Here is a 17,309-nt window from a genome sequence, read left to right on the forward strand (position 1 = left end):
TGACCCCATGGACTTCATCGTGGCCGACATCGGAGGGACCCGTACCCGGGTCGCACGGGCCCGCCGCAGTGGCGGTCACTGGTCACTGCACGACATCCGCCGCTACCCCAGCCGCGACTTTCCGGACCTGGACCACATCCTCGGGGGCTGGCGCAAAGAGGTCGGGCCGGCCGAGCCGCTGGCGGCTGCCGGTCTGGCCCTGGCTGGCCCCGTTCAGGGCGGTCGGGCCCGCGCGACCAATCTCGACTGGCCCGAACTGGATGCGCGCGCACTCGAGCAGACACTGGGCATCCCGGTCGCCCTGATCAACGATTTCGCCGCTGTCGGTGCCTGTCTCGATGCCCTGGAACCCGGAGACCGGATCACCCTGCAGGACGGAGCGGCCGATCCGGAGGGTTTGCGCCTGGTGGTCGGGGCCGGGACCGGGCTCGGGACCTGCCTGGTCGGCCCGCCCCACCAACCCGCCATCCATCCCGGCGAAGGGGGGCATGCACGTTTTTCCCCTGCCGATGCAGACGAGGCGGCGCTCGCGGCGTTCGTCAGCGCCGAGGAAGGGCTTTGTACCCGCGAGCACCTGCTCAGCGGTCGCGGCATTGCGCGCATCGCACGCTTCGAGCTGACACGCCGGGACGATGCCGCGCTAGCGCGGGCCCTGGCCGCTGCCGATCCGGCCGCCGCCATCAGTGACCTGGCCGATGCCGGGCACGCGGTAGCCCTCGCGGTGGTCCAGCGTTTCGTGACGATCTATGCGGGACAACTGGCCGACATGGCCCTGACCGCCCTGCCCACCGGCGGGCTGTACCTGGCCGGCGGGATCGCCCCGCGCTGGGCCGATTACTTCCAGGACACGGCATTTCTGCGGGCCCTGCATAATCGCCCACCGATGACCCACTTGCTTGAGCGACTGCCCGTGTCCCTTATCATGCACCCTGAACCCGGCCTGCTGGGCGCTGCCGTCAGCGCCTGGTTCCAGACAGGAGCTGCAACCGAATGAATTCGCCCCGCGAAACCGAAGAACACGCCATCGAGATCGAAGTCGCCACGGCCTATGTCGAGGACCAGTCGGAGCCCGATGACGACCGCTACGTGTTCGCCTACCACATCACGATCCGCAACTCCGGTGCGCTGACCGTGCAACTGCTGAACCGCCACTGGATCATCCGCGATGGCCGCGACCAGACGCAGGAGGTGCGCGGCGAAGGTGTAGTGGGCGAGCAGCCGCGTATCGAGCCCGGCGACAGCTTCGAGTACACCAGCGGGACGGTGATCGAGACGCCGGTCGGCACCATGGAGGGCAGCTACGGCATGCAGGACGAACGCGGCAACACCTTCGAGGCGCCGATCCCGCCCTTCACCCTGTCCGTACCCCGCACGCTGCACTAGGCCAGTCGCTATGGCCCTTTACGCCGTCGGCGACCTCCAGGGCTGCCTGGATCCGCTAAAACACCTGCTGGAGCAGGTCCGTTTCGACCCCACCACGGACCACCTGTGGCTGGTGGGCGACCTGGTCAACCGCGGGCCGGCCTCGCTTGGCTGCCTGCGCTACGTACGCGCCCTGGGCGATGCCGCGACTACCGTGCTCGGCAATCACGACCTGCATCTGCTGGCCACCGCCGAGGGTGTACGCACCCCCGGCAACAAGGACACCCTGCGCCCCGTGCTGGACGCCCCGGATGCCGCCGAGCTGCTGGAGTGGCTGGCACAGCGCCCCCTGTTGCACACCGATCCCGCGGCAGGCTGGACCCTGGTGCATGCCGGCATCCCGCCCGACTGGGATCTCGAAACCGCGCAGACCGAAGCCCGGCGGGTGGAGGCCGAGCTGCGCGACCCCGCGCGACGCCATGCCCTGTTCGAGGTGATGTACGGCGACGAGCCCACCCACTGGGACCCGGAGCTGGCCGGGTATGATCGCCTGCGCTACACGATCAACGCCTTTACCCGCATGCGCTACCTGATGCCCGATGGCGGTCTGGAATTCGCGGGAAACGGGCCACCGGAAGACGCCCCGGACACCCTGACGCCGTGGTTTGCCTGGCCGGGCCGCCCGAGCAGAGGCTTGTCCCTGGTATTCGGTCACTGGGCCGCCCTCGGACACCGCCGAGGACCCGACTGGCTGTCACTGGACAGCGGCTGTGTCTGGGGCCGAGAGATGACGATCGCGCGCCTCGACGAGACCCGCGACCCCTATCAGATACGCACCTGGCGGGCAGCGTGCGGCTAGGAAGAAGGCTCCCAGGAGCTCATTCGCCGGCGACGGTCATCGATTCGACCAGGATCGAGCCGGTGTGGATATTGCCCCGGCGGTCCACGTCGGTCCCCACCGCGACGATGCGCCGGTAGATATCCTTGAGATTGCCGGCGATGGTGATCTCTTCCACGGGGTACTGGATCTCGCCATTCTCCACCCAGAAGCCGGCGGCCCCCCGCGAGTAGTCGCCGGTGACCGCATTCACGCCCTGGCCGATCAGTTCGGTCACCAGAAAGCCCGTGCCCATCTCGGCCAGCAGGGCGGCAAAGTCCCGCTCGCCCGGCTTCACGGTCACGTTGCGCGCGCCGCCTGCGTTGCCGGTGCTCTCCAGCCCCAGGCGCCGGGCGGCATAGCTGTCCAGGGTGTAGCTTTGCAGTACGCCGTCAGCCACCAGGGGCCGGTTGCGCGTGCGCACGCCCTCGCCGTCGAACGGGGCACTGCCGAGCGCGCGCGGTGTCAGCGGGCGTTCCTCGATCTGCATCCAGTCGGGGAACACGGACTCCCCGACCGCATTCAGCAGGAACGAGCTGTGGCGATACTGTGCGGGGCCGGAGATCGCGCGGGTAAAGCTTCCGATCAGCGTGCGCGCCATCTCCGGGGCAAACAGCACCGGGCAGCTGCGCGTGGAGAGTTTGCGCCCGCCCAGTCGCCGCACGGTGCGCTCGGCGGCCTGACGCCCGATGGCCTCACAGGCGTCGAGGTCCGCCGCGTGGCGGGCCACGGTGTAGGCATAATCACGCTGCATGCCGGCATCGTCGCGCGCCACCAGGGCACAGGACATCGAGTGACGCGTGCTGCGATACCCGCCCATGAAGCCCTGCGAGTCGCCGAGAAAAGCGATCGCACGGCGGGTGCTGACGCTCGCGCCTTCGGAATTCTCGATCCGCGAATCGGCGGCAAAGCCCGCGGCCTCGATCGCACGCGCGAGTTCGGTCGCCTGTTCTGCATCGCAGTCCCAGGGGTGATCCAGGTCCAGGTCATCCCACTCCCCGGCCTTGAGCGCGGGATCGGGCATCCCGGCATGGGGGTCCGGCTCGGTGTAGCGTGCGATGCGGCAGGCGGCTTCGACCGTATCCAGCAGGGCCTGCTCGCCGAAATCGGTGGTCGAGGCGGCCCCCTTCGACTGGCCGAAATAGGCAATCAGCGACAGACTCTGGTCGCGCTCGTATTCCAGCGTCTCGATCTCGCCCTTGCGCACGGAGAGTTCCAGCCCGACGCTGTGGCTGACCACCGCCTGCACATCCGAAGCCCCCTGCGCACGGGCCGCGTCCAGGGTCCGCTGGACGCGATCCTGCAGGGAGTCGGCGGAATGGGACAGGGCCTGGATCTCGAGATCCGGCGCCATGCGTTCGGGGGATGTGCTCATACAGACGTCCGTTTGCGTTCAGATCAACAGGATCGGCGGGCCGGGTTCATTCCGGCCCGCCTTGGTGCGTAATGCCCCGCGAGACTTCAGGAGGGGCGTCCCGTGTGCTTGTGCACGGCGCCAACGTTGCCCCAGCGCTCCAGGTCCTCGACGTGCACGCCGACCCAGTAGAGCTTGCCGACGCTGTCACGGGTCCAGCCACCGACCAGTTCCTGGCCCTCGCCCAGCTCGACGTGATCGGCGAAATGCTCGGCCCGTTCGCGGTCGCGGAAGACATGCCACTGCACGATCTTGTCGTGGCCATGACCCTCCGGCAGGGAGTGTTCCTGATCCAGAAAATCCAGCTTCATCTAAGCCTCCTTGTCGCTGCTCGTCCGCGGGCACTCCGGGCCGGCGTCAGGCCGCCTGGGTGCCCCCCACGGTCATGCCGTCGATACGCAGGGTGGGCTGCCCCACGCCTACCGGCACGCCTTGCCCTTCCTTGCCACAGGTCCCCACGCCGGGGTCCAGGCGCATGTCATTGCCCACCATCGAGACGCGGTTCAGCACGTCCGGGCCGTTGCCGATCAGGGTCGCGCCCTTGACCGGATAGGTCACCTTGCCCTTTTCGACGCGATAGGCCTCGGAGGCGGAGAAGACAAACTTGCCGGACGTGATGTCCACCTGCCCGCCGCCGAAGTTGACCGCATACAGGCCGTCCTCCACCGAGGCGAGGATCTCCTCCGGGTCGGCCTCGCCCGCCAGCATGTAGGTATTGGTCATGCGCGGCATCGGCAGATGGGCGTAGGACTCGCGCCGGCCGTTGCCGGTCGACTGGACGCCCGTCAGCCGGGCGTTCATCTCGTCCTGCATGTAGCCGCGCAGGATGCCGTCCTCGATCAGCACGGTCTGCTGCGTCGCAGTGCCCTCGTCGTCCACATTCAGCGAACCGCGACGCCCTTCCAGCGTGCCGTCGTCAACGATGGTGATGCCCTTTGCGGCCACCCGCTCGCCGATACGCCCGGAGAAGGCCGAGGTCCCCTTGCGGTTGAAATCGCCCTCCAGGCCGTGGCCAATCGCCTCGTGCAGCAGCACACCGGGCCAGCCGGGCCCCAGCACGACCTTCATCGTACCGGCCGGCGCATCGCGCGCCTCCAGGTTCACCAGGGCCTGGCGCACCGCCTCGCGGGCGTAGCCGGCCGCGCGATCGTTCTCGAGGAAGTAGCGATAACCGAAGCGGCCACCGCCCCCGGAGGTGCCGGATTCGCGACGATCGCCCTGCTGGGCGATCACCTGAACACTCAGGCGGACCAGCGGGCGCACATCCGTGGTCAGCTCGCCACGGGCGTTCAGCACGAGGACCACCTCGTGTACCCCGGCGAGGGAGCACATCACCTGGGTCACGCGCGGGTCGGCGGCACGAGCCGCGGCGTCCACTTCCTTGAGCAGGTCGATCTTGGACTGCTCGTCCAGCGAGTCCATCGGATTCTCGGGGGCATACAGCGCCGGACGCGTGGGCATGCGACTCGCGACCGCGACCCGCCCGCTCTGGCCCGCATCGGCGATGCTGCGGGCGGTCCGGGCCGCATCCAGGAGTGCCGGCATCGCGATGTCGTCGGAATAGGCAAACCCGGTCTGTTCGCCGCGCACCACGCGTATGCCCACCCCGCGCTCGATATTGAAGCTGGCCGACTTGACGATGCCGTCCTCCAGCGACCAGCCCTCCTGGCAGGCAAACTGGAAGTAGCAGTCGCCCCCGTCCACGCCGCGGCCAAAGGTTGTGCCCAGCAGGGTGGTCAGCTCATGGTCGCCCAGGCCGGCCGGGTCGAGCAGGGTTTGTTGGGCAAGGCTGTCGATCATGGAATCCTCGGGGTTCAAGAATACGTTATATCCAGTATGGAGCTTGGGGCCCGCGCCGGGCTTTCAAGCCCGTGCGCCACGCGGTTATGCCTGCCGCCGACGTTCGGACTAGACCGTCCCCGGACAGGCCAGACGCCGATGTTCGATGGTGGGGAACACCGTGCGGATGCGCTCGACCTGAGCATGATCCAGATCGGCCAGCAGCACGCCCGGGTTGCGCTGCAGCTGATTCACGACCCGGCCCCAGGGGTCAACCAGGGCGCTGTGCCCATGGGTCTCGCGACCATTCACGTGGAATCCGCCCTGGGCCGACGAGAGCATATAGCACTGGTTCTCGATCGCTCTTGCGCGCAGCAGGACATCCCAGTGAGCCTGACCGGTCTGTGCGGTGAACGCCGCCGGCAGCGCGACCCAGTCGGCACCCTGATCCAGCAGGGCCCGAAACAGCTCCGGGAAGCGCAGGTCATAGCAGATCGCGAGCCCCATGCGTCCCACCGGGGTATCCACGACCACCACCTCGTCGCCCCGTTCGAATACTTTCGATTCGGTGTAGGCCTCGCTGCTGTCCGGTAGCTGTACGTCGAACAGGTGAATCTTGTCGTAACGTGCGACCTGCTGGCCCTGGTCGTCGAACACCAGGCAGGCGGAGCGCACGCGTCCCCCGTCCTCGGTCTGTAGCGGCACGGTGCCACCGACAATCCACAACCCCAGGCGGCGGGCCTGCTCGGCCAGGAAGGCCTGCAGCGGCCCCGCCCCGTCGGCGACCTCGGCGATGCCCAGGATGTCGGACTCCTGCATCCCCATGAACGCGAAGTTCTCCGGGAGCACCGCCAGGCGGGCCCCCTTGTCCGCGGCCTCCTGCAGCAGGCGCTTGGCCTCCAGCAGGTTTGCCTGGGGCTGAGGCCCGGAGGCCATCTGTATTGCCGCTACCTGTGTCATCGATACATCCGCTAGTCGTTGTCTGTGGCGGGCTGAACCAGGGTCTGCACCGCCGGGTCGTCCCACGGACCGGTCACGCGATATTCCACGCGAGCAGCCTCTTCGATTTGATCCCCAATCCCCAGCACTCGTTCCGCCAACAGTACCACCACCCCGGTTACCGGACCGCCGACCAGGGCCCCGACGATCGGCAGCGCGGTACGCAGACTCGGTACCACCACAATGTGGTGATCGTAATCGCGCGCGACCAGGCCGGTGCGGCCACTCAGGCGTACGCGAGCGGACGGGCCCCGCATCTCCAGATCGGGGACGTGCAGATTGCCATCTTGCAGCGTCGCCGTCGCCTCCAGCCGATCGAACGACAGTCCTTCCGTGAACACGTCGCGGAAATCGAGCCGCAGACGTCGCGGCAACACATCCAGACTCACCAGCCCCAGCAGGCGCCCCGCGCCCGGCTCGACATCCGCCAAGCGGCCATCTTCGAGTTCCAGCTCCATCGTCCCGGCGAGCAGCGCCAGGCGCGGTGCATACAGCGGACCAGGCCAGGACAGGTCCAGTCGACCCTCGCCCTCGCCCCCCACCAGTGCGCGGGAGAGCCGTGCCGATGACAGGGCCCCTCCCCAGTCATCCCCCGAGAGGCGGATGTCCAGACGGGTATCGGGCCGCCCGTCGGCGAGGACATGCCAATGGCCGCTCCCGTGGACCTGCAGATCACCGTCCGGTCCGCGAGCCCGCAGGCTGTCCACCCGCAGCCCCTGATTCACCGGACCCAGCGCCAGGTGCACATCGGCCAGGCGATACTCGCCCACTTGCAACCGGTCGAGGATCAGGTCCACCCCCGGCCACTCCCGCGGGTCCTCCGGCCCTCCTCCCTCGACAGCCCGAACGGTCGTATCGCTGTCCGGCTCGCCATCAAATTCCATGTCCTCAAGGATCAAATGACGCAGGCGCGCCTGCCAGCGGTCGCGCCCATCGCCGGACGCACGCCAGGTGGCGTTTCCCGACAACCAGGCCGACTGGGCCTCCAGGTCCCAGCCATCCTCGCGCCGCTGCCCCTGCAGACGCGTACCTGGAATCTCCAGCTCGCCCCAACGGATACGATCGCGCACGTCCAGCTCGATCCGCTGCAGACTCAGGCCGCCACTGCCATCGGCGGCTTCCACATCGCCCAGGTCCACATCCCGCGCCCAGGGCGCCTCGGCCAGCGCCTCCAGCCAGGGCTGGACGTCCAGTTCCGGCAAGCGTGCCCGTACCGAGAGGCCCTCGCCAGGAAGCGAGAGCAGGGTTGCGGCCGGAATGCCAATCTCCAGCGCCATGGCCTGTACGTCCGTTCCGGCCGCAGCGGTCTGTGGATCCACTCCGCGTGCAGCCGGGTCGTCCGGTGCCTGACTTGGACTCAGGCGCAGGTGGGCCCGCAACGTCTCGCCCAGCTGCACATGCCCGATGCCCGCACGGCTGTGCCCGAACGGGAGCGTTACCTCCAGTGGGCGCCGCTCATCGGGATCCTTGCCAATCGGGCTGGGCCAGTCGATCCCGACGCCGACCAGATCCGAGCTCAGGTCGAGACGTACGCCATCGATGGCATCCCCCAGCCTCAGGGTTGCATCCCAGGTCGCGCGCCCCTCCAGATACGGCTGCAGGGCGGGTATCTCCTCCAGCCACGGTTCCAGCGGCTGGGGACCATGGGCGCGAATCGTGGCCTCTTCGCCGTTCAGCGGCCAGTCGGCGCTGACATTGATCCACTCCCCATGGACCCGTGCCTGCACGTCATCGGCCCATATCCGGTCGTGGGTATCAAAATGCACCGCCCCTTCCACGGACTCGAATCCGGTGGGCCAGCCCGCGACCTCGGCCCGGGTATGCAGCAGATCCAGCCGTCCCTGCACACGGACATCCTGCAGGCGGTCCTCGTCGAGCGGCAGGGTAATGCCCAGGGCCAGACGCGTGGAACCCTCCAGTGTTGCCGCATCGCGAATCTCGGCGGCATCTTCCAGCAACCCGGCCTGACGCAGATACAGCATCAGGTCCTGTGCGGTGCCATCGGCCGTCCCTTCGATCTCCAGGACCGGGGTGTCCATCATGTCGTCGATCCATACCTCGGTGCCGTGGACCGCCGTATCGAGGATGCGCCCCGAGACATCGGTCGCGCGGAAACTCGCGTTGTGGAACAACAACCGCCCGCGCAGGTCCTCCGCTACCGGCCAGCCGGGCTCGTAATCGAGCAGACCTTCCTCGATATCCGCCCACAGGTCGAACACACCCGACTGATTCGTAAACGGGAAGTCGCGGCCACGGCCGCGATAGACCATACCGCCCCCGTCGGAGACCCCCGTCTGGATGCTCTCCGCTAGCCACTGGTAAGTATTGGACGGCAACAAATGAATGGGCAGATAACGCTGGGTGTAGTCGCCGTCGGCGCGCAGGATATCCAGCGCCAGGTCCACGCGCGGGCCCGACTCGTGCCCGTCGAACAACAGCCGCATACGGCCACGGGCGGCCGCGTGCTCGTTCGCGACATCGAGCCCCTCCCCGGCGATGCGCCAGTCACCGGCCTCGTTGCGCTCGGCCCGCAGCCGCCCGCGCACCGTCTCGATCCACAGGGGGTCGTCAAACAGGGTGGGCATCTCGAAGCGCACATTGCGGCTGTCGAGGTCGAGCTCCAGCCCGCCCTCGCGCCAGGAGACCTCCCCGTCGACCCCCTGCACGCCCGGCCCGTAATCGCCCGCATGCCATTGCAGATCGCGCAATTGCGCCAGCCCCTCTACCGGCTCCAGACGTTCCCCGTCATGCCGTGCCCGCACCCAGGCATCGCCGAGCCGTCCGCGCGGGCGCACCTCGCGCAGGGGGTCGGCGAGCTCGGGCGCGCGCTGCTCCACCAGGAACAGCAGAGGTGCATAGGGTTCCACCTCCAGGTCCCGCGCCGCGAGTTCCAGCGCCTCGACAATCACCGCCTCGGGTTCCCCCCCGAGCGTATAGCGCAGGCGCAGATCGCCTGACCCCGGGCGCGTCGCGGTCCAGTTGGATTCATGGGCGGCACCGCGCACCCGCCAGTCGAAGCGATGACCAAAGGCGCCCCCCGGCTCGCCCCCGGCTCCGTCCAGCTGGGTGTCGTGCTCGCCGCGCAGCGCGACCACGCGGCCATCGTCGATCTCGCCCCAAAGACGCAGGGCGGTCGTGCCGGGAGGCGGCTCCCAGCCCAGGCGCACCAGCCAGGGAGACCAGGCGCCCAGTGCCACCGGTTGGGTATCGAGGAAGAAACGTGCATCGCGGGCGGTCGCATCCGGCACCTCCACCCCCAGGACGAAATCACCGTCGGCCGCCCCCTGCATGGCGCCATCGAGAAAAACGCGCAGCCGGCTCCGGGCATCCGTCCGCACGGCCAGTCGGCGCACATCCAGGACCGACTCCAGCCCCGCCCCGCGGTCCTCCCAGGTAATGCGCACCTCACTCGCTTCGAGATCCGGCCAGCGCTCCACCGGGACCTCCAGCAAGGCGCCATCGCCCAGCCCCACGTCGTAGCCGTGCACATGAATCGCGCCATCGGCCTCGCGGACAACCCGGACCTCGGTGCCGAACACTTCGACCTGCATCGACGGAAAACGACTTCGCAGCGTCGCACCGGCGCTGAGTGACAGGCGAAGACGTTCGAGATGCAGCGGTTCCTCGCCAGACAAATCAACACTCACGCCCCGGGCAACCAGCGCCGGCGACCAGCCGGACCAGCCCAGATCGATCTCGTCCGTGCGAACGGGATAGCCCAGCTGCGCGCTGGCAGTGGTCTCCACCCACTCGTCCAGCCCGTCCCAGTGGGCTACCGTCAGGCGCAGGGCGAGCAAGGCAACCGCGGTCACCGCAATCAGCAGCAGGAGGACGCCAACAACGATACGAACGGAGTGTGACAGGGCTCTCATTTCAGTCCCGCCCGGCCGCAACACCGCCGGCCCGGTGTGCCGGGACCCGCGCGCAGTCTGGGCCCGTGCATCGCTGTCACGCCGTCCGTTTCCTCCTCCGTTGCTGGCCGGGGGGCTCGTCTCCCCTGCGTGTCCCTAGACGAAAACCACGTCGAATTGCTCCTGGGTATATAGCGTCTCCACCTGGAAACGGATCGGGATACCGACAAAGCTCTGCAGCTCCGCCAGGCTGGCCGATTCCTCATCCAGCAGCAGGTCGATCACGTTCTGCGAGGCGAGCACACGCAGTTCGCGCGCGTCGTACTGTCGTACTTCGCGCAGGATCTCGCGAAACAGCTCGTAGCAAACGGTCTCGGCCGACTTCAGATAGCCGCGCCCCGCACAGGTTGGACACGGTTCGCAGAGCTGGTGTTCCAGACTCTCGCGCGTGCGCTTGCGCGTCATCTCCACCAGCCCCAGTGGCGAGACATCGCAGATCTGCGTCTTCACGTGATCGCGCTCGAGCGCCTTCTCCAGCGCGCGGATCACCTGGCGCTTGTGCTCGTCGTCCTGCATGTCGATGAAATCGATGATGATGATTCCGCCGAGATTGCGCAGGCGCAGCTGGCGCCCGATCGCCTGGGCCGCCTCGAGATTGGTCTTGAAGATTGTCTCTTCCAGCTTGCGATGCCCGACGAAGCCGCCGGTGTTGATATCCACCGTGGTCATCGCCTCGGTCTGGTCGAAGATCAGGTAGCCCCCGGACTTCAGCTCGACCTTGCGCTCCAGCGCCCGCTGGATCTCCTCCTCGACATTGAACAGATCGAAGATCGGGCGCTCGCCGGGGTAATGCTCGATCCGCCCCACCAGCTCCGGGAGGTACTGTGCGACGAACTCGCAGACCTTCTGATAGGTCTCGCGCGAATCGATGCGGATGCGCTCGATCTCGACCCCGACCATGTCACGCAGGATGCGCAGCACCAGCGGCAGGTCGGCGTAGACCTCCTCCCCCGCGCTGGCCTCGGCAGCGGCGATCTGGATGCTGTCCCAGACCTTTTTAAGGAAGGCCGTGTCGTTTTCCAGGGCCTCGTCGTCCACCAGCTCCGCCGCGGTGCGCACAATGAAACCATGCTGCGGGGCGATCTCGTCGCGCAGGGCCTCCACCTTCTCGCGCAGACGGCTGCGCGAGCCCTCGTCCTCGATGCGCGTGGATACGCCGACATTGCTCTGATTCGGCATCAGTACCAGATGGCGGGACGGCACGGTGATGTAAGTCGTCAGCCGGGCACCCTTGGAGCCCAGCGGGTCCTTGATCACCTGCACCAGCACATCCTGGCCTTCGCGCAGCAACTCGCGGATGGTCTCGGCACGGCCGGAACCATTGCCGCCGCCGTTTCCCGACCCATTGCCCGACCCATTGCTCGACCCTGGGCCATTAAGCTCTTCACGCTCCACCGGTGCCACGTCGGAGGCATGCAGGAAGGCCGTCCGATCCAGGCCGATGTCCACGAAGGCCGCATCCATGCCCGGGAGCACGCGCACGACACGACCCTTGTAGATATTGCCGACGATGCCGCGCCGACGGGTTCGTTCCAGATGCAGTTCGGTCAGAACGCCGTTGTCGACCAGGGCCACGCGGCTTTCCTGGGGAGTGACGTTCATCAGGATTTCGGTACCGGTCATGCTGGGTTTTTCTTCTTGTTGTTGTGAATGTGCAGGCCACGCCGATCTCCCGCGCGGACGCGGGACGCCGGCCCGGCGGGGCTACTTGGAGTCGGCTTCGGCGGGCTCGGGCGTTGCGGCCTGCTGCTCCGCCTCGCGCCTGGCCTCGAGCTTGTCGGTGCGCGGCCAGGACTTGATCACCGCATGCACCAGGGTCGCCAGCGGGATCGCAAAGAACACCCCCCACAGCCCCCAGATGCCACCGAACACGAATACCGCCGCGATGATCGCGACCGGGTGCAGATTGACGACCTCGGAAAACAGCAGCGGAACGAGCACATTGCCGTCCAGGAACTGGATCACCCCGTAGGCGATCAGCAGCCACGCAAACTCGCTGGACAACCCGAACTGGAAGTAGGCCACCGCGGCCACCGGGATCGTCACCACAGCGGCCCCGATATACGGGATGATCACCGAAATGCCGACCATGAACGACAGCAGCACGGCATACTCCAGCCCGAACCAGTTGAAGGTCAGGAAGCTCACCGCCCAGACGATCAGGATCTCGATGAACTTGCCGCGCACGTAGCTGGCGATCTTCACGTTGACCTCGCGCCACACCTCGCTGGCCAGGTGCGAGTCGCGCGGCATGAAGCTGCGCACCCAGTCGAGGATCAGGTCGCGGTCCTTCAGCATGAAGAAGACCATCAGCGGCACCACGATCAGGTAGATCACGACGTCCACCAGGTGCCGGGCGCCAGCCAGCGAGAACGAAACCACCCGCTGTCCGAGCATGGTGGCCTCGGCCTGGATGGCGCCCATCAACTCGCGCACCTGCTCGTCGGTGATCAGCTGCGGGTAGCGCTCGGGAAGCTGCAGGAGCAAGGCCTGCCCCTCGCGGATCATGCCCGGCAGTTCGCGGACCAGTTGTGTGACCTGAGCGGACATCAGCGGCACGACACTAAACAGCGCGGCGACTGTAAGCGCCAGGAAGACGAGCAGCACGATCGTCACCGCCAGCAGGCGCGGAACATGCAGACGTATCAGCTTCTGCACTGCTCCCTCCAGCAGATAGGCAATGATCAGCGAGGCGAGCAGCGGGGCGAGAATGCGCCCGGCGAATACGATGATCAGGAATCCCGCCAGCAGCAGGAACGCCAGGATCACCACCTGGGGATCAGTGAAATGCCGTCGGTACCACTCGCGCAGGACGTCGATCATCGCGTCGCGTCCCCTTTCGTCGAGTCACCCTTCGCCCGGGCGTCCGTGTCCTGACGCGTCGGGTCCTCGGCCACCACCTTTTCGTAGTGGGTCTGGAACACGACCTCCAGCTCGTCGATCACCTCCACCGCCGGACGCCCCTGCATGACATGCTGAGCCATCAGCGCCGAGGTCTCGTTGAGCAGCTTGGAGCGATCCAGCATGTGATAGGTCGCCGACAGCCGGCGCATCGCCTTGACCACCGACTCCTGCTCCGGGCGCGGGATCGGCTCCGGCTCGGGCACCGGTTCCGGTGCCGGGGCCGGCGACTCCTGCTCGAGGAAACGCGCGAACTTCAGCAGGCTGGCCTGATCCTCGGGCGACAGGCGTGACGCGATCTCGGCCAGCTCGCGCGCCGGATCGTCCTTTTTCTTCTTGCCACGGGCCAGGGCGGAGGCGACGTCGCCCCCGCCCAGTCCGCCCGGACTGCCCATCGGAGGGAGCATGCCTATTCGTTCTCGATCTTCAGGCTGAACACGGGCATCTTGCGCCGCTCCTGCATCAGGCCGAGCTCCTTGACCAGGGCAACGATCACGTCCTCGGTGACCTTCTGCATGTCACCCCACTCCATGCGCGCCTCGCCCAGCAACTCGCCCATGTTCGGCGGCGGATTGTGCTTGGCCTCCATGATGATGTCTTCGAGCATGCCCGGCTTCATTTCCGGCCGGAACAAAAGCCCGTAGGTCAACTTGTCCGGCCGGATCGCCAGCCAGTCACCGTCGTCGTCCACCAGGACTGGCTCCAGCCCCTCCGGCAGATCCACGCGGCCGTTGACCAGCTGCAGTACGCGGCGCCCGTCCAGGGCCTCGGCCAGATCGTCCCCCTCGCCGGCCGCGGTCTTGTGCGCGGTCACGAAACGGGCCCGGTACATCGGGTCCTCATGCGCGGTGCCACCGGCCTGTTCGGCCACCAGCAGCCCGCCCATGCCCAGCCCGACCACCGGGCGCTGCGACCGGCGGAAGATATCGATCAGGGCCAGCTCGTCGGGGACCTGCGGGTTTTCTTCATGGTCGGCGGTCGGCCAGGCGCCCCCCAACAGCCACAGACCATCGAACTGGGCCGCCGACCCGGGGAGGTCCTGCCCGACAAACGGCCGGTAATAGGAAAAGCCGATATCGCGCTTCTCGAGCTGCGACTCGATCAGGCCGAGAAACTCGGAATAACTATGCTGCACTACGCAGTAATTCTTCATGTCGCGTCTTCTATTCGATTGGATTCTGTATTCGCGGGGTCACCCTCGGCCGCGCCGGGCCCCAGGCCCGTGCAGTAGCCGCGCAGGAACTGCATCAGCACCTCCAGCGTCGGCACGCGGAACTGCTGGCGCGCATGCACCAGCGAGATCGGGCGTTCCAGCGGCGGGTCCAGCGGGATCGCCGCCAGCTCGCCCAGCGTCAGTTCCTTGGCGACCACGGCCTCGGACAGTACCGACACGCCCATGCCTGCCGCCACGGCGCCCTTGATGGCCTCCGGGCTGCCGAGTTCCATACACCCGCGCAGGGTATTGCGGTCGTAACCGGACCGCCCAAGGTACTCCATGATGACCTCGCGGGTCCCGGAACCCTCCTCGCGGCATATGAATGGCTGCTCGACAAACTCCGCGACCCGCACACTCTTGCGGCTGGCCAGTTCGTGTTCCGGCGGCACGATCAGGCGCAACTGGTCCACCGTGCAGGGCTGCACCAGCAGGGTGCGATGGTTCACCGGCGCCTCGACGATCCCCAGATCGACACTACCCTCTTCAACCATCGCGACGACATTTTCGGTGTTGCCAACACGCAGCCGGATACCGATATCCGGGTGTGCCCGCCGGAAGGCCCCGAGCAAGGCCGGCAGCATGTACTCGGCCACCGTCATGCTCGCACCGATCACGATCGCCCCGCCGTCGGCCCCCTTCAGCTCGCGCAGCGCGGCCTCGAGTTCGCCATAGGTATCGAAGATGCGCTCGGCATAGCGCTGCACCAGACGCCCGGCCTCGGTCAGGGTCACCCGATTGTGATTACGGTCGAACAGCCGCGTCTCCAGCTGCTCCTCCAGCTGGCGCACCTGGAAGGTCACCGCCGGCTGGGTCATGTGCAGGACCTCGGCCGCCCTGGTGAAGGACAAAAGGCGCGCCACCGTAAGAAAGACCTGCAAGCGTCGATCGGCCATGCCCCACTCCGCAACCCGTACGATTCGGCATGCTACCAAGCCACTCGCAAGGGGGACAGCCAGAGGCACACCCATGAACGACTGGCACCAGCCAGTGACCGGGGAATGAACTCACCAGTCTCGCGGGAATCGATCTATAAAGAGGGACAAGCTGACAAAACTCATTCCACCAAGGAACGCGCATGGAGCGGCTTTCGGAGTTTGACCGACCCTGGCGTCCAGAATCCTGGCTGGGTGTGACCGGCGCCTGGCGCCTGACCGGCGTGGGACTGGTCCTGATCCTGATGGCCGGCGTTACACTACTGGTCTATCAGACCGGCGGCACCAGCACCGCCTATCTCAACTTCATCCTGATCCCGGTACTGCTGGGCGCCGCCCTGATGGGACTGTGGGGCGGGCTGGCCTTCGGCCTGCTGGCCGGGCTACTGCTGGGGCCGTTCATGCCCCTGAACGTGGACGAGGGGATCGCCCAGCCGACCCTCAACTGGGTGACCCGTGCCGGGATCTATCTGGTGTTGGGGGGATTCAGCGGCTGGCTGTTCTCCCAGCTGCGCCAGCACGCGGCGCGGCTGCTCGATCAGGCCTACCACAACCCTGTGACCGGCCTGCCCAACCGCGAGTCATTGGAACAGCATATCCGCCATTTGATGGCCCAGGCGGAGGGCTCGGAGCAGCCCGCGACCCGGGTATTCGTGATCAGCCTGCAAATGGATAACTATGCGGACACGATCAGCGCCCTGGGCTTCGCCGCGGAGAGACCTCTGTTGATGGGGATTGCCGAACGCCTGCAGGCCGTCGCCGGGAGCCCGGACACCCTCGTCTACCATATCCACGACGATCACTTCGCCTTGCTGCTGCCTCACCGCAGCCGCCAGGAGTGCCTGGCCACCACACAGGAGGCCGTGGAGGAGTTGCAGGCGCCGTTCGAGGTACTCGGGCTGCCGGTCTACGTCGGGGCCCATGCCGGGGTGTCCTCGTTTCCGTTCCACGAACAGGACGACCCGCAAAGCCTACTGACCAAGGCCTGGATGGCGATGCACGAGGCCAGTCAGTCGGGCCGGCGCTACCGCACCTACGACCGGCGCAGCAACGACGCCGGCCGCCAGACCGTGGAGCTGCTGGGCGAGCTGCAAAGCGCCCTGGAGGGCGACCAAATCCAGTTGCACTACCAGCCCAAGGTGACCCTGCAGCGTGGCGAACTGTGCGGCTTCGAGGCCCTGTTGCGCTGGCAACACCCGCACCGGGGACAGGTACCGCCGGATCGGTTCATTGCACAAGCCGAACGAACGGGGCTCATTCATGCCCTGACACTCAAGGTACTGGACCTGGCGATCGCCGACCTCCTGGTGCTGCGCGAACAAGGCATCCAGGCCCCGGTCAGCATCAATGTCTCGGCGCGCAATTTCCTCGATCCCGACTTTGCACAAACCATTATCGAACGTATCGAAGCCGCCGGCCTCCCGGCCTGCGCACTGGAGCTCGAATTCACCGAAACGGCCCTGATGGCCGATCCCGATCAAGTCATCGAGGCCCTGCGGCGTCTGACGGAGCGCGGGCTCGCGCTCTCCATCGACGACTTCGGCACTGGATATTCCTCTCTTGCCTACCTGAGGCGGCTCCCGATCACGACCCTCAAGGTCGATCAAACCTTCGTGTCCCACATGGCCACGCAGCGAGTGGACGAGCAGATCACCCGCGCGGCCGTGGGCCTCGCGCACGACCTTGGCCTGAAGGTGGTCGCCGAAGGCGCGGAAGACAGCCAGACCCTCGACATGCTGCGCGAACTGTGCTGCGACGCCGTCCAGGGCTTCGGGGTCGCCCGCCCCATGCCCTTCAGCGAGACATTGCAATGGGCACGCCATCAGACGGTCGAGCCCTCGTTGCGACGCGAGTGCGCACTGGAGCAGGACGCTCCGTGATGATCTTGCGCCCGGCCGCCGGTTGGGCTAAGATCCGC

At 66.9% G+C, this 17,309-nt stretch carries 14 protein-coding genes; 4 read left to right on the top strand and 10 right to left on the bottom strand.

The window, feature by feature from the left end:
• The first annotated feature begins 7 nt into the window (after positions 1-7).
• The 3 genes from F813_RS0104480 to F813_RS0104490 are packed head-to-tail and all read left to right on the top strand — an operon-like array spanning position 8 to position 2,221.
• Positions 8-994: an ROK family protein gene (locus F813_RS0104480; RefSeq protein ID WP_017925721.1), complete on the top strand. Its 987-nt coding sequence runs from the start codon at positions 8-10 to the stop codon at positions 992-994.
• The gene (gene apaG, locus F813_RS0104485) at positions 991-1,383 is read left to right on the top strand and encodes a Co2+/Mg2+ efflux protein ApaG (protein ID WP_012983348.1); all 393 of its coding nucleotides are present in this window, start codon (positions 991-993) and stop codon (positions 1,381-1,383) included. Before F813_RS0104480 ends, apaG begins: the two co-directional genes overlap by 4 nt.
• 10 nt (positions 1,384-1,393) lie before the next feature.
• Entirely contained in the window at positions 1,394-2,221 is an 828-nt protein-coding gene (locus F813_RS0104490) for a symmetrical bis(5'-nucleosyl)-tetraphosphatase (protein ID WP_017925722.1), read from the top strand.
• 19 nt (positions 2,222-2,240) lie between these two features.
• Here the strand turns inward: F813_RS0104490 and pmbA are convergent, their stop codons facing one another.
• The 10 genes from pmbA to F813_RS0104540 all read right to left on the bottom strand — a co-directional run bounded on the left by pmbA (position 2,241) and on the right by F813_RS0104540 (position 15,352).
• Positions 2,241-3,614, bottom strand: coding sequence for a metalloprotease PmbA (pmbA, locus tag F813_RS0104495; RefSeq protein ID WP_017925723.1), 1,374 nt, complete (start codon positions 3,612-3,614; stop codon positions 2,241-2,243).
• A gap of 86 nt (positions 3,615-3,700) precedes the next feature.
• On the bottom strand, positions 3,701-3,964 hold the full coding sequence (locus F813_RS0104500; RefSeq protein ID WP_012983351.1) for a hypothetical protein: 264 nt from the start codon (positions 3,962-3,964) through the stop codon (positions 3,701-3,703).
• Positions 3,965-4,010: 46 nt separating this feature from the next.
• Entirely contained in the window at positions 4,011-5,453 is a 1,443-nt protein-coding gene (gene tldD / locus F813_RS0104505) for a metalloprotease TldD (protein ID WP_017925724.1), read from the bottom strand.
• Positions 5,454-5,561: 108 nt separating this feature from the next.
• Positions 5,562-6,392, bottom strand: coding sequence for a carbon-nitrogen hydrolase family protein (locus tag F813_RS0104510; RefSeq protein ID WP_038038394.1), 831 nt, complete (start codon positions 6,390-6,392; stop codon positions 5,562-5,564).
• Between the two features lie 11 nt (positions 6,393-6,403).
• Positions 6,404-10,303 (bottom strand): YhdP family protein, encoded by a 3,900-nt coding sequence (locus F813_RS0104515; protein ID WP_017925726.1) that lies wholly within the window; start codon positions 10,301-10,303, stop codon positions 6,404-6,406.
• A gap of 135 nt (positions 10,304-10,438) precedes the next feature.
• Positions 10,439-11,965, bottom strand: a complete 1,527-nt coding sequence (rng, locus tag F813_RS0104520; protein WP_017925727.1) for a ribonuclease G — start codon at positions 11,963-11,965, stop codon at positions 10,439-10,441.
• 81 nt (positions 11,966-12,046) lie between these two features.
• On the bottom strand, positions 12,047-13,165 hold the full coding sequence (locus tag F813_RS0104525) for an AI-2E family transporter (RefSeq protein WP_012983356.1): 1,119 nt from the start codon (positions 13,163-13,165) through the stop codon (positions 12,047-12,049).
• Positions 13,162-13,638, bottom strand: a complete 477-nt coding sequence (locus F813_RS0104530) for a hypothetical protein (RefSeq protein WP_017925728.1) — start codon at positions 13,636-13,638, stop codon at positions 13,162-13,164. The genes F813_RS0104525 and F813_RS0104530 overlap by 4 nt, the downstream gene beginning before the upstream one ends.
• A 14-nt stretch (positions 13,639-13,652) precedes the next feature.
• Positions 13,653-14,396, bottom strand: coding sequence for a type 1 glutamine amidotransferase (locus F813_RS0104535; protein ID WP_017925729.1), 744 nt, complete (start codon positions 14,394-14,396; stop codon positions 13,653-13,655).
• Positions 14,393-15,352 carry a LysR family transcriptional regulator gene (locus F813_RS0104540; RefSeq protein ID WP_017925730.1) on the bottom strand — a complete coding sequence of 320 codons (960 nt, stop codon included), beginning with the start codon at positions 15,350-15,352 and terminating at the stop codon, positions 14,393-14,395. The genes F813_RS0104535 and F813_RS0104540 overlap by 4 nt, the downstream gene beginning before the upstream one ends.
• 182 nt (positions 15,353-15,534) lie before the next feature.
• Here F813_RS0104540 and F813_RS0104545 point away from each other — a divergent pair, with 182 nt between their 5' ends.
• Positions 15,535-17,271: a bifunctional diguanylate cyclase/phosphodiesterase gene (locus F813_RS0104545; protein WP_017925731.1), complete on the top strand. Its 1,737-nt coding sequence runs from the start codon at positions 15,535-15,537 to the stop codon at positions 17,269-17,271.
• The last annotated feature ends 38 nt before the right edge of the window (positions 17,272-17,309 follow it).

Source organism: Thioalkalivibrio sp. HL-Eb18, from assembly GCF_000364985.1.
Taxonomy (GTDB): domain Bacteria; phylum Pseudomonadota; class Gammaproteobacteria; order Ectothiorhodospirales; family Ectothiorhodospiraceae; genus Thioalkalivibrio.